Annotated in this window: 22 protein-coding genes; 11 read left to right on the top strand and 11 right to left on the bottom strand. The window is 70.2% G+C overall.

All coding sequences use genetic code 11. The annotated features are described in order from the left end of the window. The first annotated feature begins 310 nt into the window (after positions 1-310). The 6 genes from AOK17_RS06610 (at position 311) to AOK17_RS06635 (ending at position 7,933) form a co-directional block, all read left to right on the top strand. Positions 311-1,180 carry an ABC transporter ATP-binding protein gene (locus tag AOK17_RS06610; protein WP_055611368.1) on the top strand — a complete coding sequence of 290 codons (870 nt, stop codon included), beginning with the start codon at positions 311-313 and terminating at the stop codon, positions 1,178-1,180. After that, entirely contained in the window at positions 1,177-1,995 is an 819-nt protein-coding gene (locus AOK17_RS06615) for an ABC transporter permease (RefSeq protein WP_055611369.1), read from the top strand. Before AOK17_RS06610 ends, AOK17_RS06615 begins: the two co-directional genes overlap by 4 nt. Continuing rightward, on the top strand, positions 1,992-2,957 hold the full coding sequence (locus tag AOK17_RS06620; RefSeq protein WP_055611370.1) for a quinone oxidoreductase family protein: 966 nt from the start codon (positions 1,992-1,994) through the stop codon (positions 2,955-2,957). The genes AOK17_RS06615 and AOK17_RS06620 overlap by 4 nt, the downstream gene beginning before the upstream one ends. 74 nt (positions 2,958-3,031) lie before the next feature. Then, the gene (locus AOK17_RS06625) at positions 3,032-3,904 is read left to right on the top strand and encodes an alpha/beta fold hydrolase (RefSeq protein WP_206190693.1); all 873 of its coding nucleotides are present in this window, start codon (positions 3,032-3,034) and stop codon (positions 3,902-3,904) included. 28 nt (positions 3,905-3,932) lie between these two features. Next, on the top strand, positions 3,933-6,314 hold the full coding sequence (locus AOK17_RS06630) for a CaiB/BaiF CoA-transferase family protein (protein ID WP_055611372.1): 2,382 nt from the start codon (positions 3,933-3,935) through the stop codon (positions 6,312-6,314). 101 nt (positions 6,315-6,415) lie between these two features. Further along, positions 6,416-7,933 carry an AMP-binding protein gene (locus AOK17_RS06635; protein WP_055611373.1) on the top strand — a complete coding sequence of 506 codons (1,518 nt, stop codon included), beginning with the start codon at positions 6,416-6,418 and terminating at the stop codon, positions 7,931-7,933. Here the strand turns inward: AOK17_RS06635 and AOK17_RS06640 are convergent. Continuing rightward, entirely contained in the window at positions 7,902-8,867 is a 966-nt protein-coding gene (locus tag AOK17_RS06640) for an SGNH/GDSL hydrolase family protein (protein ID WP_055611374.1), read from the bottom strand. The genes AOK17_RS06635 and AOK17_RS06640 overlap by 32 nt on opposite strands. 194 nt (positions 8,868-9,061) lie before the next feature. On the opposite strand from AOK17_RS06640, the gene AOK17_RS06645 reads away from it, so the two are divergent. Continuing rightward, positions 9,062-10,324: an MFS transporter gene (locus AOK17_RS06645; protein ID WP_055611410.1), complete on the top strand. Its 1,263-nt coding sequence runs from the start codon at positions 9,062-9,064 to the stop codon at positions 10,322-10,324. On the opposite strand, the gene AOK17_RS06650 is transcribed toward AOK17_RS06645, so the two are convergent. Beyond that, a complete protein-coding gene (locus AOK17_RS06650; RefSeq protein WP_055611375.1) occupies positions 10,311-11,705 on the bottom strand; it encodes a pyridoxal phosphate-dependent decarboxylase family protein in 1,395 nt (464 codons plus the stop codon). The two genes, AOK17_RS06645 and AOK17_RS06650, sit on opposite strands and share 14 nt — an antisense overlap. Before the next feature lie 72 nt (positions 11,706-11,777). After that, a complete protein-coding gene (locus tag AOK17_RS06655; protein WP_055611376.1) occupies positions 11,778-12,344 on the bottom strand; it encodes a hypothetical protein in 567 nt (188 codons plus the stop codon). A gap of 320 nt (positions 12,345-12,664) precedes the next feature. Between AOK17_RS06655 and AOK17_RS06660 the strand changes: the two genes are divergently transcribed. Next, complete coding sequence (locus AOK17_RS06660) at positions 12,665-13,360, top strand: L,D-transpeptidase family protein (RefSeq protein WP_055611377.1); 696 nt, start codon at positions 12,665-12,667, stop codon at positions 13,358-13,360. Between the two features lie 52 nt (positions 13,361-13,412). Here the strand turns inward: AOK17_RS06660 and AOK17_RS06665 are convergent, their stop codons facing one another. From AOK17_RS06665 to AOK17_RS06680, 4 genes are read right to left on the bottom strand one after another with little or no spacing between them, the layout of a single operon-like run. Then, entirely contained in the window at positions 13,413-14,615 is a 1,203-nt protein-coding gene (locus tag AOK17_RS06665; protein ID WP_055611378.1) for a Gfo/Idh/MocA family protein, read from the bottom strand. 29 nt (positions 14,616-14,644) lie between these two features. Then, positions 14,645-15,994 (bottom strand): ABC transporter substrate-binding protein, encoded by a 1,350-nt coding sequence (locus AOK17_RS06670; RefSeq protein ID WP_206190691.1) that lies wholly within the window; start codon positions 15,992-15,994, stop codon positions 14,645-14,647. A gap of 10 nt (positions 15,995-16,004) precedes the next feature. Beyond that, the gene (locus AOK17_RS06675; RefSeq protein ID WP_055611411.1) at positions 16,005-16,931 is read right to left on the bottom strand and encodes a carbohydrate ABC transporter permease; all 927 of its coding nucleotides are present in this window, start codon (positions 16,929-16,931) and stop codon (positions 16,005-16,007) included. Positions 16,932-16,948: 17 nt separating this feature from the next. Then, entirely contained in the window at positions 16,949-17,917 is a 969-nt protein-coding gene (locus AOK17_RS06680) for a carbohydrate ABC transporter permease (RefSeq protein ID WP_055611380.1), read from the bottom strand. A gap of 162 nt (positions 17,918-18,079) precedes the next feature. Here AOK17_RS06680 and AOK17_RS06685 point away from each other — a divergent pair, with 162 nt between their 5' ends. Beyond that, complete coding sequence (locus AOK17_RS06685; RefSeq protein ID WP_055611381.1) at positions 18,080-19,240, top strand: ROK family transcriptional regulator; 1,161 nt, start codon at positions 18,080-18,082, stop codon at positions 19,238-19,240. 123 nt (positions 19,241-19,363) lie between these two features. After that, positions 19,364-19,597 carry a hypothetical protein gene (locus AOK17_RS06690; RefSeq protein ID WP_055611382.1) on the top strand — a complete coding sequence of 78 codons (234 nt, stop codon included), beginning with the start codon at positions 19,364-19,366 and terminating at the stop codon, positions 19,595-19,597. 50 nt (positions 19,598-19,647) lie between these two features. Here the strand turns inward: AOK17_RS06690 and AOK17_RS06695 are convergent, their stop codons facing one another. The 4 genes from AOK17_RS06695 to AOK17_RS06710 are packed head-to-tail and all read right to left on the bottom strand — an operon-like array spanning position 19,648 to position 23,541. Next, positions 19,648-20,475 (bottom strand): carbohydrate ABC transporter permease, encoded by an 828-nt coding sequence (locus AOK17_RS06695; RefSeq protein WP_055611383.1) that lies wholly within the window; start codon positions 20,473-20,475, stop codon positions 19,648-19,650. After that, the gene (locus AOK17_RS06700) at positions 20,472-21,416 is read right to left on the bottom strand and encodes a carbohydrate ABC transporter permease (protein WP_079052833.1); all 945 of its coding nucleotides are present in this window, start codon (positions 21,414-21,416) and stop codon (positions 20,472-20,474) included. The genes AOK17_RS06695 and AOK17_RS06700 overlap by 4 nt, the downstream gene beginning before the upstream one ends. Continuing rightward, positions 21,406-22,752: an ABC transporter substrate-binding protein gene (locus tag AOK17_RS06705; protein WP_079052834.1), complete on the bottom strand. Its 1,347-nt coding sequence runs from the start codon at positions 22,750-22,752 to the stop codon at positions 21,406-21,408. The genes AOK17_RS06700 and AOK17_RS06705 overlap by 11 nt, the downstream gene beginning before the upstream one ends. A 54-nt stretch (positions 22,753-22,806) precedes the next feature. Next, the gene (locus AOK17_RS06710) at positions 22,807-23,541 is read right to left on the bottom strand and encodes a sugar isomerase domain-containing protein (protein ID WP_055611385.1); all 735 of its coding nucleotides are present in this window, start codon (positions 23,539-23,541) and stop codon (positions 22,807-22,809) included. 197 nt (positions 23,542-23,738) lie between these two features. Here AOK17_RS06710 and AOK17_RS06715 point away from each other — a divergent pair, with 197 nt between their 5' ends. Then, the gene (locus tag AOK17_RS06715) at positions 23,739-25,913 is read left to right on the top strand and encodes an alpha-N-acetylglucosaminidase (protein ID WP_055611386.1); all 2,175 of its coding nucleotides are present in this window, start codon (positions 23,739-23,741) and stop codon (positions 25,911-25,913) included. The last annotated feature ends 28 nt before the right edge of the window (positions 25,914-25,941 follow it).

A 25,941-nucleotide genomic window follows, 5' to 3' on the forward strand; every position in this document is an offset into this window, starting at 1 on the left:
CGCGCTGTGTGGATCCCGGGAGAACACCTGGTGGCGGATGGGGCGGCGCCGGTCGTCCGGACGGTTTCGCTCGCGTGTCCCGCTCAGCGGACCCCTGTCGATGCGTGCGCGGTGCGGCGCGTTCTACGGTGCGGCAATCCCGGGCCGCACCCCGACCAACTGCCGGAACCGGCGGTCTCTCCCCAACCACCGAGGTGCTCATGGAGAAACGCTCCAGCGCAGGACACCCCTTCGTAGATCCCGCCGCAGCCTCCATTCCCGCCGGGACCGTTCGGCGCGGGTGGTCCACCCAGCACACGAAGGGGTCGTGATGACCAAGGCCATCGAGACCGACCGCCGGGAGACCGGTTCCGCGCCGGGGCGCGGGGCGGCGGTGTCCGTCGACGGCGTGGGCATCCGCTTCGGCTCCTTCCAGGCCGTATCGAACATCTCCCTGGACATCGCCGCCGGGGAGTTCCTCTGTCTGCTCGGTCCGAGCGGCTGCGGCAAGTCGACCCTGCTGTCCGCGATGGCTGGCTTCGAGGCCGTGTCCGAGGGCGACCTCCGCGTCGGCGGCGCCCCGATCACCGGACCCCATCCCGGGCTTGGCATGGTGTTCCAGAGCAGCGAGGCGCTGTTCGACTGGATGACGGTGCGCCAGAACGTGGCGTTCGGCCCGCGGATGCGCGGTGCGACGCGCGCGGCGCAGACGAAGCTGGCCGACGAGTACCTCGGCCTGGTGGGGCTGCGGCACTGCGCGGACCGGTTTCCCGGCCGGCTGAGCGGAGGCATGCGCCAGCGGGTGCAGATCGCCCGGGTACTGGCCAACGAACCGGGCGTCGTGTTGATGGACGAACCGTTCGGGGCGCTCGACGCGCAGACCCGGCAGGTGATGCAGGAGGAGACGGACCGCATCTGGCGCGCCTCGGGCTGCACCGTCGTCTTCGTCACCCACGACATCGACGAGGCGATCCTGCTGGCCGACCGGATCGCCGTCATGACCGCGGGCCCGGCGGCCTCGGTCAAGTCCGTGTACCCCGTGGACCTGCCCAGGCCCCGCGACGAGGCCGACCCGGCCGCCACCGAACTGCGCCGCGCACTGCGGGCGGACATCGGCGAGGAGGTCCGCAAGGCCCTCCGCGACCAGGGCCTCGACCCGGGGCTGGACCAAGACGTCGACCTGAAGGGGAACCTCCGATGACCGTCGCCGCGGCAGGCGCCGCCACCCCGCAGACCCGGCGACGCCCCGTCGGGACGACCGCGAGGAACCTGCGGTCGCTCGGCGTGTACACGCTGTCCGTCCTCGTCGGAATCGGCATCTGGCAACTGCTGGCGATGTCCTACGGCTCCACGCTGGTCGCCTCTCCCCGGGAGACGCTCGCCGCCGCCGAGGAGCTGGCGCGCGACGGCACACTCGCCAACTCGGTCATCGCCTCCGGCCGCCGGATTCTGATCGGCTGGGGACTCGGCGTACTCGTGGGCGTACCGGTCGGACTGCTCGTCGGGCAGATCAAGATCGTGCGGCAGTTCCTGGAGCCGTACATCGAGTTCTTCCGGTTCATCCCGCCGGTCGCCTTCGTGACCCTGGCCGTGGTGTGGCTGGGCATCGGCGAGTCGTCGAAGGTCGTCCTGATCTTCTACACGGCCGTCTTCATCGTCACCCTGAACACGAGCGCCGGTGTGATGGCGGTCAGTGAGTCGAAGCTGCGCGCCGCGGCGAGTCTGGGCGCGAGCCGCCGCCAGATCCTGCGGGGGATCGTGCTGCCGTCGACCGTGCCGCACATCGTCACCGGGGCCCGGCTCGCGATGGGCAACAGCTTCCTGACCATCGTCTCCGCCGAGATCGTCGCCGCCCAGGTCGGGCTCGGGTCGCTGATCTGGACCTCCCGCAACTACGGGCGGATCGACTGGGTCTTCGTCGGAATCATCACCCTGGGAATCCTCGGGTTCGTCTTCGACCGGGTACTGCGGATCATCGCCTCCCGGGTCCTGCGCAGGTACGGAGTGAAACTGTGAACGAAGTCGTCGGCGGCCGGACGTCACGTGCCCTGGTCCTGGAGCGGTTCGGCTCGCTGCCGCGGCTGTTGGAACGGCCGGTGCCGGAGCCACGGCCCGGCCACACCCTCGTACGGATGCGGGCGGCCCAGATAGGCCACCTCGACCTCAACATCGTCGACGGCAGGTTCGGCGTCCTGCCGGAACTCCCGGCCGTGCCCGGCACCACCGGATGCGGGATCGTCCTCGCCTCGGACACGCACCCCGAGGGCAGCCTGGTCAGGCTCGGCGGCAAGGGGCTCGGCATGCGGCGGGACGGCTGCTGGGCGGAGCACGCGCTCGTACCGGACGCCGCCGTGGAACTGGTCCCGCAGGACCTGGACCCGGCCCTGGCGTGCAGCTACTTCTCACCGGCCGGCACGGCCTGGGCCGCCGTGCACACGGTCGCGGCGGTACAGCCGGGGGAGCGGGTCATGGTGACCGGCGCGGCGGGTGCCGTCGGCGCGCTGACCGTGCAGGTCGCGGCACGGGCCGGGGCCGAGGTGGTCGGCGTGGTCGGCCGACCGGCCAAGCTCGGCCACGTTCCCGCCCCCGCCAAGGCGGTTCTGGCGGCCGACCTGTCCGCGGAGTCGATCGGCGGCCCGGTCGACGTGCTCGTCGACACCGTGGGCGGGCCGGTCCTGCGGGACGCCCTCCCGCTGGTCCGGCCACGCGGACGTGCCGCGCTCGTCGGCTACACCGCGGGCCGCGAATTCGGCGTGGACCTCGCGGACTTCCTCCTGGCCGATGTGTCGCTGCTGCCGGTCAACCTGATGACGCGGGGCAAGGAGGTCGCCGCGGACGCCGAGCGACTGCTGGCGGAACTGCGCGAGGGCACGCTGACCCTGGCGATCGAGCGCCACGGGCTCGACGAACTGGCGGAGGCCGCCGAGCGGCTGCGTACGGGAGAGGCCGTCGGCAAGGTCGTCCTCGATCTCGGGTGAAGCGCCGGCCCGCTCAGCAGACCGATCCACTTGGGCGGAACCAGCCGCCACCACACCATCGGAGCATGCAACACATGGATCTTATGGACATCCAGACGCCCCCGGAGGGCAGCTACGCGGAAGCGGACGGCGTCAAGTACCACTACGTCGAGCTGGGGGAGAGCGGCGGCAGCCCCACCGTCTTCCTGCACGGCGGCGGCCCCGGGTGCACCGGCTGGTCCGACTTCGGGCAGGTGGCACCGCTGTTCGCCGCCGACCGCCGGTGCCTCCTGGTCGACATCCTGCAGTACGGGAAGTCCGCGAAGCCCGTCATCGAGGGCCCCATGTGGGACTACCACGCGGCCAAGACCGTGGCCCTTCTCGACACCCTCGGCGTGGAGCGCGCCGACTTCGTGTGCAACTCGTGGGGCGGCACGATCGCGCTCAACCTGGCTGCCAAGTACCCCGAGCGCGTACGGTCGTTGGTGATCACCGGCAGCATGCCTGTCTTCCACGGCCCGCTCGCCCCACTCCCGGAGGGCGGCCGTCGCGGACGCAACGCCCGCGACGTGTACTACGGGGGCACCGGCCCCACGTGGGAGAAGATGCGCGAGCTGATCGCGCGCCTGGAGTGGTACGACGCCGACGCCGTCCCCGACGGCACGGTGACGCTCCGCTTCGAGCAGAGCCTGGACCCCGAGGAGACCGCGCTGGCCGGCGCCTCCGACAACCCGCGCGGCGACTGGCAGGACCTCACCGCCGAACTCGGCCTCATCGCCGCGCCGACGCTCTTCCTGTGGGGCATGTACGACGCGTTCCTGACCCCGGACTACCCGCTGATGCTGGCCCGCATGATCCCCAAGGGCAGTCTGCACATCATGAGCGAGGCCTCCCACCACCCGCAGGAGGAACGGCCGTACGACTACCACAGCGTGGTCACGGGCTTCCTGAACCAGAACCACAACTGACGCTCAACCGACTCTCCGTGGAGGAAACGTGAGCGAGCTGGCTCCGCGTGTCGTCGAACTGTCCAGCCCGTTCGCCCGGTTCGCGGGCAGGCTGCTCGTTGGGCTCGGGCACGAGGTGGTGCTGGTCGAGCCCCCGGAAGGAGACGAGACCCGCCGCGAGCATGGCGGTGACGCGTTCGTCCACTGGCACGCCGGCAAGCGCTCGGTGACCGTCGACCTCGCCGCACCCGACGGAACCGCGCAACTGCGCCGACTGCTGCGGGGCGCCGACATCCTGCTCGACGGCACCGAACACGGCGCGGAGGCCGCCGCCGAGGGACTCGACCAGCTCGTGCACGTACGCGTCACCCCGTTCGGGCTGGTCGGCCCGCGCAGCGACTGGCAGGGCACCGACCTGGTGGTGGCCGCGCTCGGCGGGATGCTCGCGCAGGTCGGCGACCCCGACGGCCCACCGCTGCGGCTCCCGGAGAACCAGGCCGAGCAACTCGCGGGCGTCAACGCGGCGATCGCCGCCCTGCTCGGCCTGCGCGCCCGGCGCCGCGGGCCGGGGCAGCTCATCGACGTCTCCGCGCAGGCGTGCGTGGCGGCGGCCCTGGAGGCCGGAGCCCTCGCCTACCTGCACGAGGACCGGGTCCCGCCGCGCCCGGGCAGCGTGCATCCGCTGGTGCCGCACGGGCTGTTCCGCGCGGCCGACGGCCACCTCGGCGGAGGGCTCGGCGGCAGCCCCCGTATGTGGGACGTGCTGCTCGACTGGCTGCGCGAGGAGAAGGCGGACGCCGACCTCGCCGAGCCGTGCTGGCAGGACCCGGTCGAACGCAAGAAGCACCAGGATCATGTCTTCAAGGTCGTCCAGGACTTCGTGGGCACCCGGCCGAAGGCCGAGTTCGCCCGGCAGGCCCAGGCCAGGAAGCTGCCCTGGGCGGCCGTCGACCTGCCCCACGAACTCCCGGACAACCCGCAGCTCGCCGCCCGCGACTTCTTCACCCGGGTCTCGACACCCGAGGGCGAGCGGACCGACCTCGGCTTCCCCTTCGCGTTTCCCGAGGGCCGCCGCAGGACGGAGCTCGTCGTACCGGGCCCGGGCGACGACCAGGGCCTGCTCGACGATCCGCCCTACGCGGCGCGTACGGTACCGGAATCGGCACCGTCACCGGTATCAGCATCAGTGCCGGCACCGGAACCGGCGGCCGACGAACCCGTACGGCCCGCCCTGGACGGCGTCCGCGTCCTGGACCTGACCTGGGTGCTCGCGGGCCCGTACTGCACCAAGATCCTGGCCGACCACGGCGCCGAAGTGATCAAAGTCGAGTCCGCGGGCCGACCCGACCCCACGCGGTTCGCACCCTTCATGCACCTGTCCCGAGGCCCTCACACGGACCCGAACACCAACGGTTACTTCAACGAGGTCAACCGGAACAAGCAGAGCCTCGCCCTGGACACCCGCACCGAGGAGGGTGTCGCCGTACTCCGCGACCTCATCGCCCACTGCGACGTCCTCGTCGAGAACTTCAGCTCCACGGTCATGACCAAACTCGGCCTGGGTTACGAGTCGCTGCGCACCATCAACCCGGACATCGTGTACGTCAGCATGTCGGGCATGGGACACACCGGCCCGCGCAACGGCTGGGTGTCGTACGCGGACACCGTGTCGGCGAGTTCGGGGCTGACAGGGTTGACCGGCTGGGGTCCGGACGACGTGGTCGGGGTGATCTACGGCCACGGAGACATCGTGGCGGGCCTCCAGGCGGCGCTCGCCACGATCGCCGCGCTGGAACACCGTGCCGAGACCGGGCGCGGCCAGCACATCGACCTGTCCCAACTGGAGGCGATCGCGGCCCACATGGGCACGAGCCTCCTGTGCGGGACGGAGGTTGCTCCGGCCGGAAACACCCACCCGGCGTGGAGCCCGCAGGGCGTGTACCGATCCCTGGGCGCCGACCGCTGGCTGGCCGTCAGCGTGCGCGACGACACCGAGTGGACGGCCCTCTGCGAGGTCATCGGCCGTCCCGAACTCACCACCGACGAGCGGACCCGTACCGCCGAGGCCCGCAGGCGTGAGTCCGCGCTCGTCGACGGCGCGCTCGGCACCTGGGCCCGCACGATGTCCGCCGACGCCGCGGCCGAACTGCTCCAGGCGCGCGGAGTCCCCGCGGGAGCCGTGCAGGACGGCCGTGAACTCGTGGAACACGACCCGCAGTTGCGTGCCCGCGGCTTCTACGTGCGCAAGGTGCATCCGGTCGCGGGAGCCTTCCTCCACGAGGGCGTTCCGATCACCCTCACCCGTACACGCGGCGGCATCCGCGAACCCGCGCCCGTGCTCGGCGCCGACACCGACGCGGTACTGCGCGACGTGGCGGGACTGGGCCCGGAACGGATCCAACACCTGCGCGCGGATGGTGTGTTGAAGTGATCGGGCAGCCGCGTGGCGAGGTGAATGGGCAACCGAGAGGCGAGCCCGTTGGACAGCTGAGCGGTGAGGCGAGCGGACACCCCGATGCCGCGGTGAACGCCATGACCCTGCCGGGACTCCTGGCCGCAGCCGCCGAGGAGTTCGGTGACCGGGTCTTCCTGCGCGTGGGGGACGTGACACGGACGTACCGGCAGTCCCGGAGGGCGGCGGCCGAGACGGCGGGCGCCCTCGCGGCGCGCGGCTGTCGGCCGGGTGACCGCGTCGCCGTCATGGCCTGCAACCGGATCGAGTTCGTCGACCTGATCCTCGGCTGTGCCTGGCTCGGCGCGGTCCTGATACCGCTGAACACCGGCCTGCGCGGCCAGGGACTGAGGCACATCCTGCGCGAGGCGGAGCCGTCCTTCCTGCTCGCGGAGCCCGAGTCGGCGGACCGGGCCGTGGAGGCCGGCTTCCGCGGCACGCGGTGGATCGTGGGCGAGGACGACGTCCCGGCACCGGGTGAGTCCGCCGCGGTCCCATCGACCCCCGTCCGCCCGGACGACACCGCCTTCGTGCTGTTCACCTCGGGAACCACCGGCACCCCGCGCGGCGTGCGCTGCCCCCACGCCCAGACCGTCTGGTGGGGCCGCAACGTCGCAGACTCGCTGCGCCTCACCTCCGACGACGTGCTCCACACCTGCCTCCCGCTGTTCCACACCAACGCCCTCAACACGCTCGCGCACGCCATGACCGTGGGCGCCACCTGCGTCATCGGCGAGCGGTTCTCCGCCACGCGGTACTGGGACCAGGTGGCGGAGGCCGGTGCCACCGCCGTGTATCTGCTCGGCGCGATGGCGCCCATGCTGCTGGCCCAGCCGCCCGACCCGCACGACCGGGCACACCGCGCCTGGCGCGGCCTCTCACCGGCCACTCCCGCCTCCGCGTGGCAGCCGTTCCGCGAGCGCTTCGGCGTCACCCTCGTCGACGGTTTCGGTTCCACGGAGACGAACCTCGTCATCGGATCGACCCCGGAAACCCAACGCCCCGGCCACATCGGCACGTTGCGCGACGGCTTCTCCGCCCGTGTGGTCGACGAACACCTCGCTCCCGTCCCGGACGGCACAGCCGGAGAGCTGGTCGTCCGCAGCCACCGGCAATTCGCCTTCTCCACCGGCTACTTGGGAGGCCCCGAACGGCATCCCGCCTCCTGGCGACGTACGGGCGATCGCGTGGTCCGCGAATCCGACGGCTCGTACCGCTTCGTCGACCGGGTCAAGGACGTGATCCGGCGGCGTGGCGAGAACATCTCCTCGTACGAGGTGGAGTCGGCGGTCCGTTCACATCCCGCGGTCGCCGATGCCGCGGCCTTCCCGGTGGCCTCCGAACTGGCGGAGGACGAGGTGATGGTGGCGGTGCTCCCGAGACCGGGGAGCGTCCTGGACCCCCGCGACCTGGTACGCCACTGCGAGCGTGAACTGCCTGCCTTCGCCGTGCCCCGGTTCATCGAGACCGTCATGGAGCTGCCGCTCACCGAGACCGGCAAGGTCCGCAAGACCGTACTGCGTGAACGGGGCGTCACCGCCGACACCTGGGACCGGACCGCAGGGGTCAGTCCAGCTGTGCGGCCACGGCCCGGGTGATCGCCCGGGTGATGCGCAGGATGCCGGGGGAGCGGACCGGGCAGGGCTTGGGTGTCGAGGTGGTGGGGACCAGACAGAAGTGCAGGTAGTCGTCGTCGATGTGCAGGGCGGTCCGGCCGCTGCTGGGCTGGGTGCAGTACGCCGTGTGCTCGCGTTCGTACGCGGTGCACGGCAGGTACTGGCTCCAGGTGTAGCGGGCCGAGGCCGGGCTGACCGCCTTCCCGGCGTCCGCGAGCATGTCCCCGGAGGCGGCGGCCTGCCGCTCGTAGATCGTGTTGACGCGGCGGACCCGGTCGGGCGTCATGGGGTCCGGGCCCTGGAGCACCCAGACGACCTTCGGCCGGTCCCCGCCCGCCGCGCCCGCGATCTGGTCGGTCAGCCGCCGTGCGTCGGCGGTGTAGCGCGCGAAGTACTTGTCCCGTGCCGTGTCGTAGGCGATGCCGTCCATGCACGGCGTGTAGTCCCACGCGTTGCCCCAGAACTGCAGCACCACGAAGTCCGGCCGCAGCGTACGCACCAGTGCGGCGGCCTTGTCCTTCGACGGCACGAGCGAGTCCTCACCCGTGCCCTCCAGGTAGTCGCAGAGGGTGGTGCCCGAGTAGGGGGCGCTGGTGTAGCGCGCCTTCAACTCGTCGCGCATCAGGCCGCCTAGGACCTTCTGGTTCTCCATGGCGAGGGAGTCGCCGAGGTAGAGGACGGTGGGGCGGGCGTGCTGTGCGGGTGCCTTGGTCCCGGTGCCGGCTCCGGTGTTGGGCTCGGCCTCGGTGTCGGTCTCCGCTTCGGGGGTGGCGGCCGGCCGCTGATGAGTGGTCGAGGAGGCCTTGGGTGCCGAAGGGACGGGCGGCGGCGCGGACTCGGGGCCGGACGAGGGGTCCCCGCACGCGCCGAGCAGCAGTAACCCGGCCAGAACCCCGACCACCCACGGCTTGCGCATACGGCAACTCCCGCCCCGGCCACCGAAAACGGCCCCCAGACAAGCACAGCGGGACCCAAGGGGGAAGGGCCGTTCAGGCCTCGGCCCACCCGGACACGGGGTGCACCCGACCGCGACAATGTAGCTCTGCTTAAAGCAGTGTGGAGAACTCTTCACTTGTGCTGCGCTGTTGAGATCGGGCACGGTTGTGGATCATGCAGCCCAACTCCCCCTGGCGAACGGCCGACTTCAGGACGCTGTTCAGCGCTACCGCGCTCAGTCAGCTCGGCACGAACGTCAGCTATGTCGCCGTCCCACTGATCGCCGTGGCCGAACTCGACGCGAGCCCCGGCCAGGTCGGCGCCCTGGCCACGTTGAGCACACTCGCCTTCCTGCTCATCGGCCTGCCCGCCGGAGCCTGGGTGGACCGGATGCGTCACCGCAGGGTGCTGATCGCAGCCGATCTGGCGCGGGCCGTGCTGTTCGCGTCCGTCCCGGTGGCCTGGTGGCTGGACGCGCTCACGCTGGGCCAGTTGTACGCGGTGGTGCTGCTGAACGGCTGCGCCACCGTCTTCTTCGACGTCGGCTCGCAGAGCACCCTGCCCGGACTCGTCGGCCGCGACGCCCTCGTGCAGGCCAACGCCGCCATGATGAGCCTGATGGCCGTGAGCAACGTGGCCGGCCGGAGCGCGGGCGGCGCGCTGGTCCAGTTCCTCACGGCGCCAGTGGCCGTTCTCTGCACGGCGGCGAGCCATCTGGCCTCCGCACTCCAGCTCACCCGGGTCCGCCCCGATCAGGTGCCGCCCGCGCAGGTCCGGACGGTCGGACTGCGCAAGCAGATCGGCGAGGGGGTCCGCCACGTCCTCGGCAACGTGGAACTGCGCGCCCTCGCGCTCACCGCGGCCCTCACCAACCTGGGCTCGCAGATCATCAACACCATGCTGCCCGTGCTCTTCGTGCGCGAACTGGGCCTGCCCGCAAGCGCGTTGGGCCTGTACTGGGCGGCGGGCGGCGTCGGTCTCCTGCTCGGTGCCCGCTGCGCCCGCCCCCTGGCCGGGCGCCTCGGATACGGCCGCACCCTCGGCGTCCTGGGCCTGTGCCTCGCGCCCGCCGGACTGCTCGTCCCGCTCATCGATCGCGGACCCTGGCTGTGGCTCGCGGGCGCCGGGGGAGTGCTCGTCCTGTTCAAGACGGGCGTGGACAACGTGCTCGGAGTGAGCCTGCGCCAGCGGATGACCGCGGACGCGCTCCTCGGCCGAATGAACGCGACGTTCAGGTTCGTCCTCACCGGTGCCCTCGCCGTCGGTGCGGCCGTGGCGGGGCTGATCGGTGAACTGGCCGGTGTGCGCGCCACGTTGTGGGTCGGCGCCGGCCTGCTCGCCACGGCCTTCCTGCCGGTGTTCCTCTCGCCGGTCCGCGGACGCCGCGAACTGCCCCACGAACAGCCCCTCTTGGCGGTACCTGTCACAAAGAGCTGACCGCACGCTCCAGGGCAGCCGCCACCCGGTCCGTATCGGCCTCTGTCGTACGCCAGTTGCTGAACGCGGCCCGCAGCGCGTGCGTCCCCTCGTAGAAGGTCGGCGTCATGAACGCCTCGCCGGATTCGGCGACGGCCCGGCCCAGCGCGTGCACCCGCTCCCGGGTGGGGTCGCCGTCGAGGGTGAAGCAGACGACGTTCAGGCGGACCGGTGCGAGCAGCCGCAGGCCCGGTGCGTCCGTGATCCGGGCGCCGAGGCGCCGGGCGAGCGCGATGTTCCGTTCGACGATCTCCCGGTGCCCTTCGCGGCCGTACGCGGCGAGGGAGAACCAGGCCGGGAGCGCGCGCAGCCGGCGTGAGTTCTCGGGTGTGAGGTGGACGAAGTCGGGCTCGCCTGTGGGCAGTCCGAGATACGGCGACGCGTTGTGGAAGACCCGCACCTGGAGGTCCCGGTGGCGGGTGAACTGCACGGCCGCGTCGTAGGGGACGTTGAGCCACTTGTGCAGGTCGACGCAGGCCGAGTCGGCGGCGTCGAGGCCGTCGGTGAGATGTGCGTGCTCGGGGGACAGCGCGGCGAAACCGCCGAAGGCGGCGTCCACGTGCAGCCAGAAGTCGTACCGCTCCTTGAGCGCCGCGATCGCCCGCAGGTCGTCGAAGTCGACGGTGTTCACGGTCCCCGCATTGGCCACGACGACGGCCGGGCGCCCGTCCAGCTCGTCGAGCGCCTCGGCCAGCCGCGCCACGTCGACGGCTTCCCGGCCACCGGGCAGCACCGGCACCGTACGCAGCCGGTCGCGGCCGATGCCCAGGACGGACAGGGCCTTGGGGATGCTGGAGTGCGGGCTGCCGGACAGCACGTCGACCGGCCCGAGGGCGGCGGCGCCCGCCTCGGACACGGAAACGCCCAGACGCTCGCCCAGCCACTCCCGCGCGAGGGCCAGGGCGACGGTGTTCGAGACGGTCGCACCTGTCACGAACGCGCCGGTGTGCGCCTCGCCCAGCCCGAACAGTTCCCGCAGCCAGCCCAGCGTCTCGTGCTCCAGCGCGGTCGCCGACGAGTCGCCCGAGCCGGTGGCGTTCTGGTCGTACGCGCTGGTCAGCCAGTCCCCGGTGAGCGCGGCCGGGGTCGCGCCACCGGTCACGAAACCGAGATAGCGCGGGCCCGCGGAGGCGGAGAACCCCGGCGCCCACCGCTCGGCGAACCGCGCGAGAGCCCCCTCGGCACCCGCGCCCCCGGCCGGCAGCGGCTCGGCGTCCGGAGCCTTGCCCAGGTGGGCCACGGGCCGTGCTTCGAGCCCGGACACCGCACGGGCGGCGAAATCACGGGCGGACTGGAGGAGTTCGGGGAGCCGGGAGAGATCGTCGGCGAGTACGCGGTCCATGAGCGGCAGCGTAGGCAGGCCGCCGCACGAAAAGCCCGGTCCAGTCGCGGGAAACTGGCTCTTTGCCCGGCCTCACCGCGAACGCCGCGGCGCTCCCCGCTGCCGGGCGCCCCGGTCGGGCGGGGCCAGCACCTTCTCCGCCGCGGCGATGAACTGTCTGCGCGCGTCGATGAAGTCACTGTCCGCCTGACCGTTCCGCACGAGGCGGTCGTCGAGATCCAGCCGCATGCGCCAGACGTCCGCGTGCCGGACGGCCGCCGCGTGGACGGTGTCGGCCAGCTCGCCCATCGGCGCGGGTCCGGTGATGGCGACGTTCGTGGCCGCCCGGCTCAGCGCGCCCAGTGCGGCCACGGTCGGTTCCCACAGCCCCCGATGCTCGTCCTCGCTCCGCCATTCCAGAGCCACGCGGGCCTCGATGACCGCGTTGATGCTCTGCCGGAACGCCTCACACTCGTCGAGCACGGCCGCGAAGGCGGTACGCCGCTCGTCACGCAGACGGTGCCGGACCTGGATGGTCTCCTGCACCTGTGCCTGCCGACGCGAGGACCTGGCGTGGAGAAGCGGTCCGGTCAGTCCGGCGGCCAAGGTTCCCCCGATGCCGAGGGCGGTCGCCCAGATGACCGTGTTGGCTTGGTCCATGGCGCACATCATGCCGTCGCCGCACTCGTCAATGGCTGAACTTGACCGATTGATACGGCAGTTGAGCGGCCACAGGGTCCGCCATCACCCGTTGCCGCGGAAGCCGGGACGCGGAAAGACCCTGGCGGCGACCCCTGCGGACGCCGGCCGGCCGGAGCCGCCACGGCCTGGATGTGGCGCCCACCACAAGACCCGCTGGATGTACTCCACGTCGTGGAATGTCATCGTTTCGTCTCAGCCCGGCCGCCCCCACAACCCATGCCGCCCCGCGTGGGTCTAGCTGGCAGAGATTGACCGGAACGAACGAGAAAGGCCTGATCATGGGGGACATACGCAGACGGGCAGCCGTCGTACTGGGGGTCACCGGACTGATGGCGCCGCTGGCCGTCGCGCTGGGCGCGGGTCCGGCCCAGGCGGCGAGCTGCACCACGCAGACCGGCCCGTACCAGAAGAAGGTCGAGAAGTTCCTCGGCCGTCCGGTGGACGGCAGGCAGTCGGCCGCCGACTGCAAGGCGATCAAGGCCTTCCAGACCAAGCACGGCATCACCCCGAACATCGGCTACGCCGGATCCGTCACCTGGGGCGTGATGGACCTGATGAACAAGCAGAAGGCCGTCGGGAAGAAACCGAACAAGGACGGCAAATGCCCCGTCAACAAGGGCCGCATCGCCTGTGTGAACCTCACGCTCCAGCTCAGCTGGATCCAGGACGGCAACACCCTCGTGTACGGCCCGGTGCCGGTCCGCACCGGCCGCAACGGGTACGAGACCCGCACCGGTCTGAAGAAGATCTACTGGCGGAACATCGACCACGTCTCGACGATCTACGACGTGCCCATGCCTTACAGCCAGTTCTTCGACGGCGGCCAGGCCTTCCACTCGGTCGGCGTGAGCATGTGGAACCCGCCCGGTTCGCACGGCTGCGTCAACATGACGAAGACGGACGCCAAGAAGTACTGGTCGCTCCTGAAGAAGAACGACGACGTCTACGTGTACGGCCGCAAGCCGGGCACCTGACCGGGCCGGACGGTCCGGCCGTTCCTGAGAACGACCGGACCGCGCAGAAACGTCACGCCTCCGGGGCGTCCCCGAAGTCCGGGATCTCCAGCCTCGCCCCGCCCTGCCGCGCCGAGTCGTGCGCGACGATGCCCGGCAGGGTGTAGCGGGCTGCCACCCACGCGTTCACCGACGGCAGTGTGCGCGTGTTCACCGCGGTGACGAAGTCGTCCACCAGGAAGTGGTGGCTCCCCTCGTGCCCGTTGTGCAGGTTGTCGAACTCCCGGGGCAGCCGCGCCCGGTCGTGCACCGGCGCCGAGCCGGAGGTGAAGGCGGCCCGCAGATCCGGTGCGATGTGCTGGAGGGACGGGTCGTCCGCAGACATGGTGGGCTTGGGCTCAAGGAGCTCACTGATGTCCTTGACCCCCTTCTTGTCCTGCCAGAAGGCCACCGTCGCCAGCTGCTCCATGCTGGCGTCCGTCCCGAAGAACCGGAAACGCGACTCCCGGATGTGCGAGGGATAGCCCACCCGCCGGAACTCGTTCGTACGGAACGAGCCGCCGCCCGCGACCTCGAACAGCGCGGTCGCGTTCGAGAAGTCGTTGCCGAACTGGCTGACGTCCTCGTCGAAGACCCCGTCCCCGCGATCGTCCTTGACCCCGATCGCGGACACGCTCACCGCGTGCGTCTGCCAGGCGCCCAGGACCCCGCCCACCGAGTGCGTGGGGTAGAGCAGCGGGGGATAGCTGGCGGTCTCCTTCCAGTTCTCGCCGCCGCTGTACTGATAGGCCTCGTAGAACCCGAGGTCCATGTCGTGCACATAGTCGCCCTCGGCGTAGAAGAGCCGTCCGAACGCGCCGTCGGCGATCTGGTTGCGGGCGTGCACGGTCGCCGGGTTGTACTGGCTGGTCTCACCCATCATGTACGTCAGTCCGGTGGCCCGTACCGCGTCGATGATCGCCGCGATCTCCTCGCGGGTGATCGCCATGGGCACCGCCGAGTAGACGTGCTTGCCGGCGTTGAGCCCCTGGAGCACCAGCGGGCCGTGGGTCCAGCGCTGGGTGAAGATCGCGACGGCGTCGATCGCCTCCGACTCCAGCATCGCCTCGTACGAGGGGAAGGTTCCCGTCAGGCCTTCGGCGGCGGCCAGTTGCTCCGCTCGCTCGGGCAGGAGATCCGTGACGTGGACCTCGCCGACGCCCGGGTGGGCAAGAAACAGCTTCGCGAACTGGCCGGAGAACTGGCCGGCGCCGACGATGCCGAGGGAGAACGTCATGGAGTGTGTGCCTTTCACTGTCCGAGGATTCACTGTCCGAGGATGAAGTTGACCTGGTCGTTGGTCTTGGTCAGATCGCCGACCGGGGCGTCGTTGGCGTAGACGTCCTGCATCGCGGGGCGCACCAGGGAGTACACGTCCGCCGCGTAGTCGGTGATCGGGAAGGAGAAGGTGGTGGAGTCCTTCTTGTCGGTGACCGGTTCCGTGAAGGCGGACACGTCGATGTCCTTCTTCTTGTACGCGGCCACGGCGGCCTGGGTTCCCTCCGGGGTCGCGGGGAAGACGATGCCGTAACTGCCCACGGTCTTCTGGCACTCGTTGGAGGCCAGGTACTGGACCCACTTCTTCGCGCCCGCCTTGTTGGGGGCGTTCTTGGTGATGGAGTCGGCGAGGCCGTTCATCATGGTGGCCCGCTTGCCGGTCGGGCCGGTCGGTGTGGGGGCGGTGCCGACGTCGAGGCCCTTGGTGTCGTAGTAGGTGGAGATCATCCAGGCGCCGTCGAAGGAGGTTGCCGCCCGGCCGGAGGCGACCTGGGCGTTGGCCGGGTTGGCGCCGTCGGTGTAGTCGGTGAAGGGCGCGAGGTAGCCCTTCTTCGCCAGGCCGAAGTACCAGTCGACCACGGTCTGGAAGGTCTTGCTGTCGTACTGGTACTTGGAGCCCCAGCGTGCCTTGTCCGTGTAGTTCCAGCCCGCCGAGCCGGTGAACGGGCTCCAGGTGGTCTGCCCGTCGCTGTCGCCCGCGCCGCCGGTGGCGAGCCCGTAGACCTTGACGTTGTTCTTGTCGAAGCCCGGTTCGTCGCCGCGCTTGCCCTTCGTGTCGACGGTCAGGTGCGCGATGGTCTTCTCGAAGGTGCCGCCGTCCTTCGGGTTCCAGGCGAGGCCGTTGAGCTCCGACGCGGAGAGCCCGGCGTCCTTGACCATCTTCTTGTTGTACATGAGGGCGACGGTGTCCCAGTCCTTCGGGGCGCCGTAGCGGTGGCCGTCCTGGCCGGTCCAGTTAGCGGCGAGACCCGGCTGGTAGGCGGAGTTGTCGATGCCCAGGTCGTCCAGTGGCTCCAGCACGTTCAGGTCGGCGAACTGCCCGAACTTCTGGATGTGGTCGGTGAACACGTCCGGCTCGGTGCCCGCGATGAAGCTCGCGGTGAGCTTGGTCCAGTAGTCGGCCCAGCCCATCTGGGTGATCTTCACCTTCAGGCCCGGGTTCTGTTTCTGGAAGCCCTTGGCGCACGCCTGGTAGGCGGGCATCTGGTTGGCGTCCCACAGCCAGTACGTCACCGTGTTGGAGCCCGATCCGGCGGCCCCGCCCTGCGCGCAGCCCGTCACCAGGGACAGCGCGAGCACCCCGGTCAGTGCCACGACCGTACGTGTACGAATTCGCATGTCCGTCCCCTTACTTGATGCCGGTGAAGCTGATGGTGCTGACGATGCGGCGTGCGAAGAAGCCGAAGAGCACGAGCATCGGCAGCGCGGCGATGAGCGTGGCCGCCATCAGGCCGGACCAGTCGTAACCGCTCTGCGGGGTCTGCGCCCGGAAGATGGCCAGTGCCACGGTGAGCACGCGTGAGCTGTCGCTGTAGGAGACCATCAGCGGCCAGAAGTAGTCGTTCCAGGAGGTGATGTACGTCAGCACGCCCAGCGTGAGGATGGGGGCGGACGCCATCGGCAGCATGACGCGGAAGAAGATCCGGATCTTCCCGGCCCCGTCGAGCAGGGCCGCCTCCTCGACCTCCCGGGGCACGTTCATGAAGAACTGACGCATGAAGAACACCGCGAACGGGGTCATGAACATCGTCGGCAGGGAGATGCCCAACAGGGAGTCGACCAGGCCGAGTTGCTTGATGAGCACGAAGTTCGGCAGCAGCGTGAAGATCGTCGGCACCATCAGCCCGGCCAGGAACAGCCCGAACACCGTGTCCCGGCCGCGCCACCGCAGTCGCGCGAAGGCGTAGGCGGCCATGGCGGAGAAGAGGATCTGGAAGACGGTGATCAGGGTGGACACGACCGTCGAATTGATCAGATAGCGCCAGAACTTGAGCCCGCCGCCCGAGCCGCCCTGAGCGATCGCCTCCTCGGTGGACTGCAGGCCGAGGGCCCGTTCGAAGCCACCGGTCGTGAGGTCCACGGGCAGGGGATCGCCGGGGTGGGCCGCGAGCGCCGTGTTCGTGGAGAGCGCGGTGCGCAGGATCCAGTAGAACGGCAGCAGGGTGATGAGCACCATCGCGGCCATCACCGTCCAGGCCACGACCTTCCCGGGGGTGATCCTCGGGCGCTGTGTGCGCCGTACCTTTGTCGTCGTCGTTGCCGTCACGGCAGTCATGTCGGTCACTCCCTTCTTCAGCCGAGGTCGGTCTGGCCGGCGCGGGTGAGCCGGTACTGGACAAAGGTGATCGCGCTCAGCACCACGAGCAGGGCCACGGACATCGCCGACGCGTAGCCGAACTGGAAGCGGCCGAAGGCGGCGCCGTAGATGTAGTACTGCAGGACGTTGGTCGCGTTCGCCGGACCGCCCGCGGTGGTCACCGCGACCGTGTCGAACACCTGGAACGAACCGATCACCGTCATGATCAGGACGACCGCGAGGACCGGCCGCAACAGCGGCATGGTGATCCGCCAGAACATCCGCCACTCGCCGGCGCCGTCCACCTTGGCCGCCTCGTACATGTCGTTCGGGATGGCCTGGAGCCCGGCGAAGAGCAGCAGCGCGGTGTAGCCGACATGCCGCCAGACGTTGATCACGGCGATCGTGGGAATCGCCCAGGTCTCGTCCGCGAGGAAGGGGATGCGGTCGAAGCCGAGCCCGGCGATGATCTCGTTGCCGATGCCGAGCTGCGTGTCGAGCATCCAGAGCCAGACGATGCCGGCGACGACGTTCGACATCAGATACGGCGTGAGGACGACCCCGCGGAGTATCGCCGACTGGGTCAGCCGCTGGAGCAGCACGGCGATGGCGAGCGCCGAGACCGTCTGGATGCCGATGTTGATGAAGACGTACTCGACGGTGACCGTCAACGAGTCCCAGAAGATGGGGTCCTTGACCATGCGCACGTAGTTGTCGAGGCCCACCCACTCCGCCGGGGTCAGCAGATTGAAGCGGGTGAAGCTCAGATAGATGCCCCGCAGCGTCGGCCACAGCAGGAAGACCAGGAAACCCAGCATGGCCGGAGCGATGAACAGAGCCGCGAGAGCGCCGTCACCACGTCCGCCACCGTCACGTTCTCGTTTCTCGCGGGTTCTCGGCTTCGGCTGTGTCCCCTCGATGTCGCGCACTGGCAGACGCGACGGAGGGCTGGAGGCGACGGTCATCAGGAGACTCCCTCGTCTGCGGCTCGTCCTCGGGTCACTTACTTTTGGGCCGAAAGAATCCAGCCGTCAAGAGGTCTGCACACATCTTTTCCTGAGGCGGTTCGACGACATAGGGTGGTGTCATTACTTCTGCGTCGAAAGAAACAATGTGGGGGTTCGTTCATGACCGCACGTGTCGCCAGCTGGCTGCCGCTCAGTCCCGGCGAGCGTGCCGTCGCCATCGAGGTGCTCACGCACGGCCCGCTGTCGCGCAGCGACATCGCCCGCCGGCTCGACCTCTCCGCGGGCAGCCTCACCCGGCTGACGAAGCCGCTCATAGAGTCGGGTCTGCTGGTCGAGGTCCCCGAGGGCGCCGCGCTTCCCGAGGTGCGCCAGGGCCGCCCGTCCCAGCCCCTCGACATCGTGGCCGAGTCCCGCACCTTCGCCGGGTTCAAGATCACCCAGGACATGGTGTACGGCGTCGTCACCACCCTCAAGAGCGATATCGTCGCCCGCCGTGACCTGCCCCTGACCAGCCACGACCCGGCCCATGTCGTGGACGTCCTGGGGGAGCTGACCGACACGTTCGCGCGTGACTTCCCCGGCCTCGCCGGGATCGGCATCGGTCTGGGCGGCCGGGCCTCGGACCGGTCCGTCGTCGACGAGTCGGCCTTCCTCGGCTGGCGCGACGTTCCCCTGGCCCGACTCGTCGAGGAGCGCACCGGGCTGCCCGCCGTCGTCGACAACGACGTGTCCGCACTCGTCGAGGCCGAGCGGTGGTTCGGCGCCGGCCGCGGCCTGGAGCGGTTCGCGGTGCTCACGATCGGCGCGGGTGTCGGCTACGGACTGGTGAGCGGCGGCAGGAGGGTCGGGACCGCCGAGGACGGACTGGGCGTCGGCCGCGCCTGGATCGTGAACCCCAACGGCCCGCTCACCCCCGACGGGGAGCGCGGCAGTGCCGTCTCCCTGCTGGGCATTCCCAGCATCCGCTACCAGATCCGGGCCGCCACCGGCCGCGACTTCTCGTACGAGGAGATCCTCGCCCTGGCCGCCGAGGGCGAGCCCATGGCCGCCCGCGTCATCGGCGAGGCGGCCCGCGCCCTGGGGACCCTGATCGCACAGATCTCCAACTTCGCCATGCCCCAGAAGATCGTCCTCGCCGGCGAGGGTGTGGGCCTGGTCGACGTGGCAGGCCCGGACATCGAGGCGGCCATCCTCGCCAACCGCCACCCGCAGGCGGAGCCGGTCAATCTGGAGACCAAGGTGTCCGACTTCCACGACTGGGCCCGGGGCGGTGCGGTGCTGGCGATCCAGGTGCTCGTCCTCGGTGCGGGGGCGGCCTGACCTGGCTGTGGAACGGCCGCGGACATGACTATTGGATGGCTGTCGGACATGGCCATGGAATGGCTACCGGTAAGTAGTCCTACTGACAGTGACTCCTCACATGGTCTTCACGCGAAGGCCCGTATGATTCACGGCATGTCCACCACCCACCGCCGCGCGTCGGTCGCGCCGAAGCGATCGGCCGCCGAGGTCAACGAGGAGATCCGAGCCCTGTGGCTGCGGAGCGGTGGGACGCTGAGCGGCGAGCAGCGGCGGGTGTACCAGCGCCTCGTCCTGGAGTGGGCGGCGGCCTCCCCGCGCGCCCACTCGCACACCGACTCCGCCCACTCGCAGACGGACTCGTCGAAGGCCGCCTGACCGGCCTGACCGGGCGAGCCGCCTCGCGAGTGCCTTCCGAGCGCCTGGCGTCAGCCCTTCATCGCCCCCTGGAGCAGGCCCGCGATGAAGCTGCGCTGGAAGATCACGAAGAGGATCAGGATCGGCAGCATCACGATGATCGTTCCCGCCGCCAGAGTGGGGATGTCCGTGCTGTTCTGACCGACGAAGAAGCCGAGGCCCGCGGGCGCCGTGTGCTTGGTCGTGTCCTGGATGAGCACCAGCACCAGCAGGAACTGGTTCCACGACCACATGAAGACCAGCAGCCCGAGCGTCATTAGGGACGGCCGGGCCAGCGGCAGCAGAATCCTCAGCAGGATCGTGGCCGACGAGGCACCGTCGATCCGGGCCGCCTCCACCAGCGACGGCGGGGTCGACTGGAAGTGGGTGCGCATCCAGAACACGCTGAACGGCATGAACAGTGCGATCTCCACCAGGATCACGCCCAGGTACGAGTTGGTCAGGCCGAAGCCCCGCAGGTCGAAGTAGAGCGGGACCACGATCAGTTCGACCGGGATGGTGAGCCCGGCGATGAAGAAGGCCGCGACCGTGTTGCCGCCCGGGAGCTTCATCGTGCCGAGCGCGTAGCCCGCGAGCGCCGCCAGGACCAGGGAGGCGGGGACCACACCGACCGCGATGGTGAGGCTGTGCTGGATCAGGTCGGAGAACCCGGCCACCGACCACGCCTGCTCGTAGTTGTCCCAGCTCCACCGCTCCGGCCAGGTAAGGCCCACCACCGGCGTGCCCGCGGGCTGCAGGGAGGCGAGGAAGACACTGAGGAACGGGATCACGACGGCGATCGCCATGACCGTCAGCAGCGCGTAACCCGACCAGCGTTCCTGGCGCGTGGCGGTGTTCATGACTCCGACCTCGACAGACGGTTGATGAGGTAGACGATCCCGAGTATCAGACAGCCGAGGACGACGGCCAGGGCCGCGGCGAGCCCCACCTTGCCCTCGGAGAACGCCAGCCGGTACACGAGCAGGCCCGGGACCGTCGTCTGTTCACCGGGGCCGCCGTTCGTCGTCACGTACACGATGTCGAAGCTGGCGAGCGCGGCCACCGTGGTCACGGTCATCGCGACGGCGATCTCGCCGCGCAGATGAGGCAGGGTGACGGAGACGAACTCCCGGACGGGCCCTGCCCCGTCGAGCCGGGCCGCCTCGTACAGACTGGGATCCACCTTCTGTACGCCGCTGAGGAAGAGCATCATGCACAGGCCGCTCAGCACCCAGGTGCCGACGAGGCCCACGGCGATGAGCGCGGCGCCGAAGTCGCCGAGCCACGCCCGTGTCACCCCGTCCAGACCGACCGCGCGGAACGTCTGGTTCACCAGCCCGTCGTCCCCGTACAGCCAGCGCCAGGTCACACCGACGGCGACGAGCGGGACGACCTGCGGCAGCATGAACAGGAAGCGGTACGCCCCCATGCCGGGCCGCCGGAAACGGGCCAGCAGACCGGTCATCGCCAGGCCGACCACAATGGGGATGAAGGAGAAGAACACCACCAGCACCAGGGCGTTGAGCACGGACCGGCGCAGGATGGAGTCCTGGAAGATCTCCTGGTAGTTGCCGAGTCCGACCCAGTCGCCCAGTGTCACGCCGTCCCACTCGAACAGCGAGAGATACGCCGTGTGCAGGGCGGGCAGCACCGCGAAGCAGAAGTAGACGGCGAACGCGGGCAGCACGTACACATACCCGCGATACGGGCTGCGCCTGCGGGGGGCCTGGGACTGGACCCGGACCTCCGTCGTCCGGACCCGGACGTCCGGGGGCTGTTGGACCGGCGGCCTACTCGGCATGGTGTTCCTCCCACTCGTCCTGAAGTGAGTCGAGGTAGTCCGAGGGATCTATGCGGTTCGCGATGAGTTTCTGGACGCCGGAGCGCAGCCGGTCGAGCATGGCGGGGGCGGCGAAGTCGGGGAACGTCGTGATCCCGTCGTCGGCGACGGCCCTGCGGTGGCCCTCCGCGATGTCGGCGAGCACGCCTTCCGGCTTCTTCACGGCGTCGGGGTTGGGCGGCATGAAACCGTTGTCGCTTATGATCTGGCCGGCCTCGGGAGTGGTCAGGAAGTCGAGGAACGCGCCTGCCGCCTCGGGGTGTTCGGTCCTGGACGCGACGGCGTAGGAGACGCTGAAGCCCGAGGCCACGGTGGGGGCGGAGGCCTGTTCGCCCGGCATCGGGAAGAAGCCGACGTTGTCTCCCATGACGGTCGCCAACTGCCCTGCCGCCCAGTTGCCGTTGATGAGGAAGACACTGTCGCCCTTGGCGAACTGGGCGGTGGAGTCGACCTGCGCGGTGCCGTTCGCGGAGTCGTTGTAGTAGCCCTTGCGGCCCCAGTCGATGACGAGCTTGCTGGCGGTGACGGCGGCCGGCGTCTCGATGGTCGCGCCCTTGGTGCCGTTGACCCAGTCCCAGTAATCATCCGTCGGCATCAGCTGGTTGAGGAGTGCGGCCCACAGATGCAGGCCGCCGGAGTCGAGCGCGCCGACCCCGAGCGGCGTCAGGTCCGCCTTCTTGGCCGCTGCGAGCTGGTCCTCGAACTCCGCCACCGTCTTGGGCGGCCCGTCGATCCCGGCCTTCTTCGCGAGCTCCTTGTTGTAGTAGATGCCCGTCATCGACAGACCGGCCGGGACCCCGAACAGGGCACGCCCGCCCGTGGCCTCACTGGTCTGCCCCGCCGTCAACTGGTCGAGGCTGACCGGGGGAATGGCCTTGTCCCAGCCGTACGCCTCCCGATAGGGCGCCAGGTCGAGGATGTGGCCGTCCGCCGCGAGATCGGTCATCCCGACCGCGTACTGAGCGATGTCGGGGGCGGTGTCGGACGTCATGGTGAGCTTCAGGTTCTGGACGTAGTCCGAGAACGTCTTGTACTGCGGCTCGACACTGATGTTCGGATGGCCCTTCTCGAACGCGGCGATCAGCGCGTCGACCATCAACGGGGCGTCGGCGAACTGCAGACGCAAGGTGATGTCCCCGTCCGGCACGGCGGTCGACGACGGCACACTGCGTGGACCCGGCACCGCCGCCGCGCTCCCGGGGGTCAGGGCGTCGCAGGCGGTGAGCGGCAGCACGAGGGCGGCGGCACAGACCGTCGCCGCGACGCGGCGGCGCACCCGGTGCGTCCTCTCCATCATCGGCCTCCTTGCGTAATCTCGGCGTCTCGGCGTCTCGGCGTGCGGATCGGTGCGTCAGCCCCGCGGACAGCGGTCCTTGACCTTCTCCAGCAGGGCGCTGTTGTGGCGCTCGGCGTCGCCGCCGGTGTTCTGACTGACGATCAACGGCGGTTTCTGGCCGTGGAGTTCGACGAGCAGCTCGGCCGCCCGGCAGGTCAGGGCGTTGACGATCGCCGCCCCGACGACGGTCGACAGAGCACCCACGGTGAGGTCGCCCAGGGGCACCACCGCGTCGCCCGGGCGGCCGTGCGTGTCGATGACGATGTCGGCCACGTCGAGCAGGCGCCGACCCTCGACGTGCCGGGACTCGGCGCCCATCGAGTGGGCCCGGCTGGTGACGGCGACGACTGTCGCCCCCAACGCGCGGGCGCCGAGGGCGAATTCGACCGGCACGGCGTTGATGCCGGAGTTGGAGACGACGACCACCACCTCGCCGTCCCGGATGTCCGCAGTACTCAGGATCGCCGCCGCGTAGCCGCCGACGCGCTCCGCCGCACCCGCGTGCCGAGGGGTGGCGGGGGACAGCGCCGGGTCGGCGATCACGTTGACCGGCGCGAGGCCGCCCGCGCGCAACAGCGGCTCGATGGCGACGAGTTGCGAGTGGCCGCTGCCGAAGTAGTGGACGACACCACCGGCGGCGATGCTGTCCGCGATGGCACCGGCGGCGCGCTCGATCGCGGGCCGCTCGGCGGTGGCCAGCGCGGTGAGGTTCTCCTGGAGAGCGGCGAAGTAGGCGAGATCGGCGTTCATCGTGTCGAGACCACCTGGGGTGTCGAGCGGGAGCCGTTTGTATGGCTGCGAGGGCCGTCTGCGTGGCTGCGGGAGCCGTCCGCGTGGCTGTGGACCGTACCAGAGGACCGTGCGACTGCCCAGTCCTCCGGACAAGTGTGCTGTCACAACAGCTTTGTTCCTTGACCACCCCGCACACCCGTCCTAACCTGAGCCGCATGTGGTACGGACCACAGGCGTCGGGGAACCAGACCGCCCGACAACTCCTCCAGCGGCTCCTCGGGGACAGGGCCGCGGAGTTCACCGCCGACGTCGTGCCCGTAGGGGAGGGGCACGACGTCGGCGGGCCCGACTGGTTCGAGGTCGACACCGGGCCGGGCGGAGTGGCGCTGCGCGGGTCCAGCGGTGTCGCGGTCGCCTCGGCGCTGCGCTGGTACCTGCGGACCGCCTGCCGGACGCAGATCACCTGGGACGCCCCCGTGCCCCGGCTGCCGGACAGCCTGCCCCGCACCGGCACGGCCGCCCGGACGACCTCCCCCTACCTCCACCGCTACCACTTCAACGTCTGCACCTTCGGCTACACCACGGCGTTCTGGGACTGGGCGCGCTGGGAGCGCCACATCGACTGGATGGCGCTGCACGGCGTCACCACACCACTGGCGATGACCGGCGCGGAGGCCGCCTGGCAGCAAGCCCTTCTGCGCACCGGCCTGGACGACGAGACCGCCCGGCGCTTCCTCGGCGGCCCGGCCTACCTCCCGTGGAACTGGCTCGCCTCGCTCGACAGTTGGGGCGGACCACTGCCACAGAGCTGGATCGACGGCCACGCGGACCTGGGCCGCCGCATCCTGGACCGGGAACGCGCGCTCGGCATGCGCCCGGTCCTCCAGGGCTTCTCCGGTCATGTGCCCCGCGCACTGATCGCGGACCGGGGTGCCCGCTCGACAACCCTTCCCTGGTGGGACTTCGAAGTCGCAGTCCTGGACCCGCGCGACCCGCTGTTCGAGGAGTTCGGCACCGCGCTGCTGACCGAGCAGACCCGCCTCTTCGGCACCGACCACCTCTACGCGGCCGACCCCTTCATCGAGACGATTCCGCCGGTGACCGACCCCGCCGACATCGCCCGGGTCGCGCGGGCCGTCCACGGCGCCATGACCGCGGTGGACGACGAGGCCACCTGGGTGCTCCAGGCATGGCCCTTCTCCTACCGCTCCGACTACTGGACGCCGGACCGGACCCGGGCCTTCCTCGACGCCATCCCGGACGACCGCATGCTGATCCTGGACCTGTGGGCCGAGCACAAGCCGGTCTGGCGGCACACCGACGGCTACCGGGGAAAGCCCTGGGTCTGGTGCATGCTCCACAGCCTGGGCGGACGGCCCGGGCTCTACGGGAAGCTGGACGAGATCGCCGCCGGTGCCGCCGAGGCGAGCGCCGACGCACGTGGCGGTTCCCTCTCCGGAATCGGCGCGAGCATGGAGGCCTTCGGCGGCGACCCGGTCCTGTACGAGCTGCTGGCGGACGTCGCCTGGAGCGGCTCGGTCAAGGACGTACGAGCGTGGCTGGAGAACTGGGCGGAGGCCCGTTACGGACGCCGGACTCCCGGCCTGCTGCGCGCCTGGGAACTGCTCCACGCCACCGTCTACGACGCGGACGGCCCCGGACCACCGGGCTCCGTCGTCGTCTGCCGTCCCACATTGGAGGGGGACCTGCGCCCTGAGCTGCCGGTGCACCTGGCGGCGCCGCCCTCGCCGTCCGTGCCACCCGGTCTGGCCGAGGCGTGGACGCTCCTGGCCGGCGAGGCCACGGAGGAGGACAGCGCGGGGCCGCTCGGCCGGGACCTCTGCGACGTCACCGCGCAGGTGCTCACCCACCTGGCGTGCGACCAGCAGCGGCGGGCGGCGGACGCGGCCCTGGCACGCGACGCCGACCGCTTCCGCACCGCCGCCACCGAACTGCTCACCACCATCGAGGACCTGGACGCACTGCTGGCCACCCGCCCCGAGTACCGGCTGGACGCCTGGCTCGCCGAAGCCGGCAGCTGGGCATCCACCCCCGCCGAGGCCGAGCTGTACGAGGCCGACGCGCGACGGATCCTCACGGTCTGGGGGCACTCCCGCAGCGAGCTGCACGACTACTCGGGCCGGCACTGGGCCGGCCTGGTCCGTTCGTTCTACCTCCCGCGCTGGCGACGCTGGTACGAGCACATCGCCGAGGCACTGGAGACCGGATCCCCTTACCGGGCCCGGGAGTTCGAGGCGTCCCTGATCGAATGGGAGGAGCGCTGGACCACCGAACGGAGTGACAAGGCGACGCCCGGTCCGGACACCGCCGCGGCGACCCTGGCCGTGGTGCGTACGCTGATGCCCCGTTACCGCGCCTCTCGGGGCTAGCGGACACGTGCGAACCGCGGAGTGATCG

Source organism: Streptomyces phaeochromogenes, assembly GCF_001418655.1.
GTDB classification, from domain to species: domain Bacteria; phylum Actinomycetota; class Actinomycetes; order Streptomycetales; family Streptomycetaceae; genus Streptomyces; species Streptomyces phaeochromogenes.

Coding starts and splice junctions, on each gene's coding strand:
- AOK17_RS06675 (WP_055611411.1), bottom strand. CDS start 16,931: ATGACTGCCGTGACGGCAACGACGACGACAAAGGTACGGCGCACACAG.
- AOK17_RS06705 (WP_079052834.1), bottom strand. CDS start 22,752: ATGATGGAGAGGACGCACCGGGTGCGCCGCCGCGTCGCGGCGACGGTC.
- AOK17_RS06700 (WP_079052833.1), bottom strand. CDS start 21,416: ATGCCGAGTAGGCCGCCGGTCCAACAGCCCCCGGACGTCCGGGTCCGG.
- AOK17_RS06610 (WP_055611368.1), top strand. CDS start 311: ATGACCAAGGCCATCGAGACCGACCGCCGGGAGACCGGTTCCGCGCCG.
- AOK17_RS06655 (WP_055611376.1), bottom strand. CDS start 12,344: ATGGACCAAGCCAACACGGTCATCTGGGCGACCGCCCTCGGCATCGGG.
- AOK17_RS06685 (WP_055611381.1), top strand. CDS start 18,080: ATGACCGCACGTGTCGCCAGCTGGCTGCCGCTCAGTCCCGGCGAGCGT.
- AOK17_RS06640 (WP_055611374.1), bottom strand. CDS start 8,867: ATGCGCAAGCCGTGGGTGGTCGGGGTTCTGGCCGGGTTACTGCTGCTC.
- AOK17_RS06665 (WP_055611378.1), bottom strand. CDS start 14,615: ATGACGTTCTCCCTCGGCATCGTCGGCGCCGGCCAGTTCTCCGGCCAG.
- AOK17_RS06635 (WP_055611373.1), top strand. CDS start 6,416: ATGACCCTGCCGGGACTCCTGGCCGCAGCCGCCGAGGAGTTCGGTGAC.
- AOK17_RS06680 (WP_055611380.1), bottom strand. CDS start 17,917: ATGACCGTCGCCTCCAGCCCTCCGTCGCGTCTGCCAGTGCGCGACATC.
- AOK17_RS06645 (WP_055611410.1), top strand. CDS start 9,062: ATGCAGCCCAACTCCCCCTGGCGAACGGCCGACTTCAGGACGCTGTTC.
- AOK17_RS06690 (WP_055611382.1), top strand. CDS start 19,364: ATGATTCACGGCATGTCCACCACCCACCGCCGCGCGTCGGTCGCGCCG.
- AOK17_RS06710 (WP_055611385.1), bottom strand. CDS start 23,541: ATGAACGCCGATCTCGCCTACTTCGCCGCTCTCCAGGAGAACCTCACC.
- AOK17_RS06615 (WP_055611369.1), top strand. CDS start 1,177: ATGACCGTCGCCGCGGCAGGCGCCGCCACCCCGCAGACCCGGCGACGC.
- AOK17_RS06695 (WP_055611383.1), bottom strand. CDS start 20,475: ATGAACACCGCCACGCGCCAGGAACGCTGGTCGGGTTACGCGCTGCTG.
- AOK17_RS06650 (WP_055611375.1), bottom strand. CDS start 11,705: ATGGACCGCGTACTCGCCGACGATCTCTCCCGGCTCCCCGAACTCCTC.
- AOK17_RS06670 (WP_206190691.1), bottom strand. CDS start 15,994: ATGCGAATTCGTACACGTACGGTCGTGGCACTGACCGGGGTGCTCGCG.
- AOK17_RS06715 (WP_055611386.1), top strand. CDS start 23,739: ATGTGGTACGGACCACAGGCGTCGGGGAACCAGACCGCCCGACAACTC.
- AOK17_RS06625 (WP_206190693.1), top strand. CDS start 3,032: ATGGATCTTATGGACATCCAGACGCCCCCGGAGGGCAGCTACGCGGAA.
- AOK17_RS06660 (WP_055611377.1), top strand. CDS start 12,665: ATGGGGGACATACGCAGACGGGCAGCCGTCGTACTGGGGGTCACCGGA.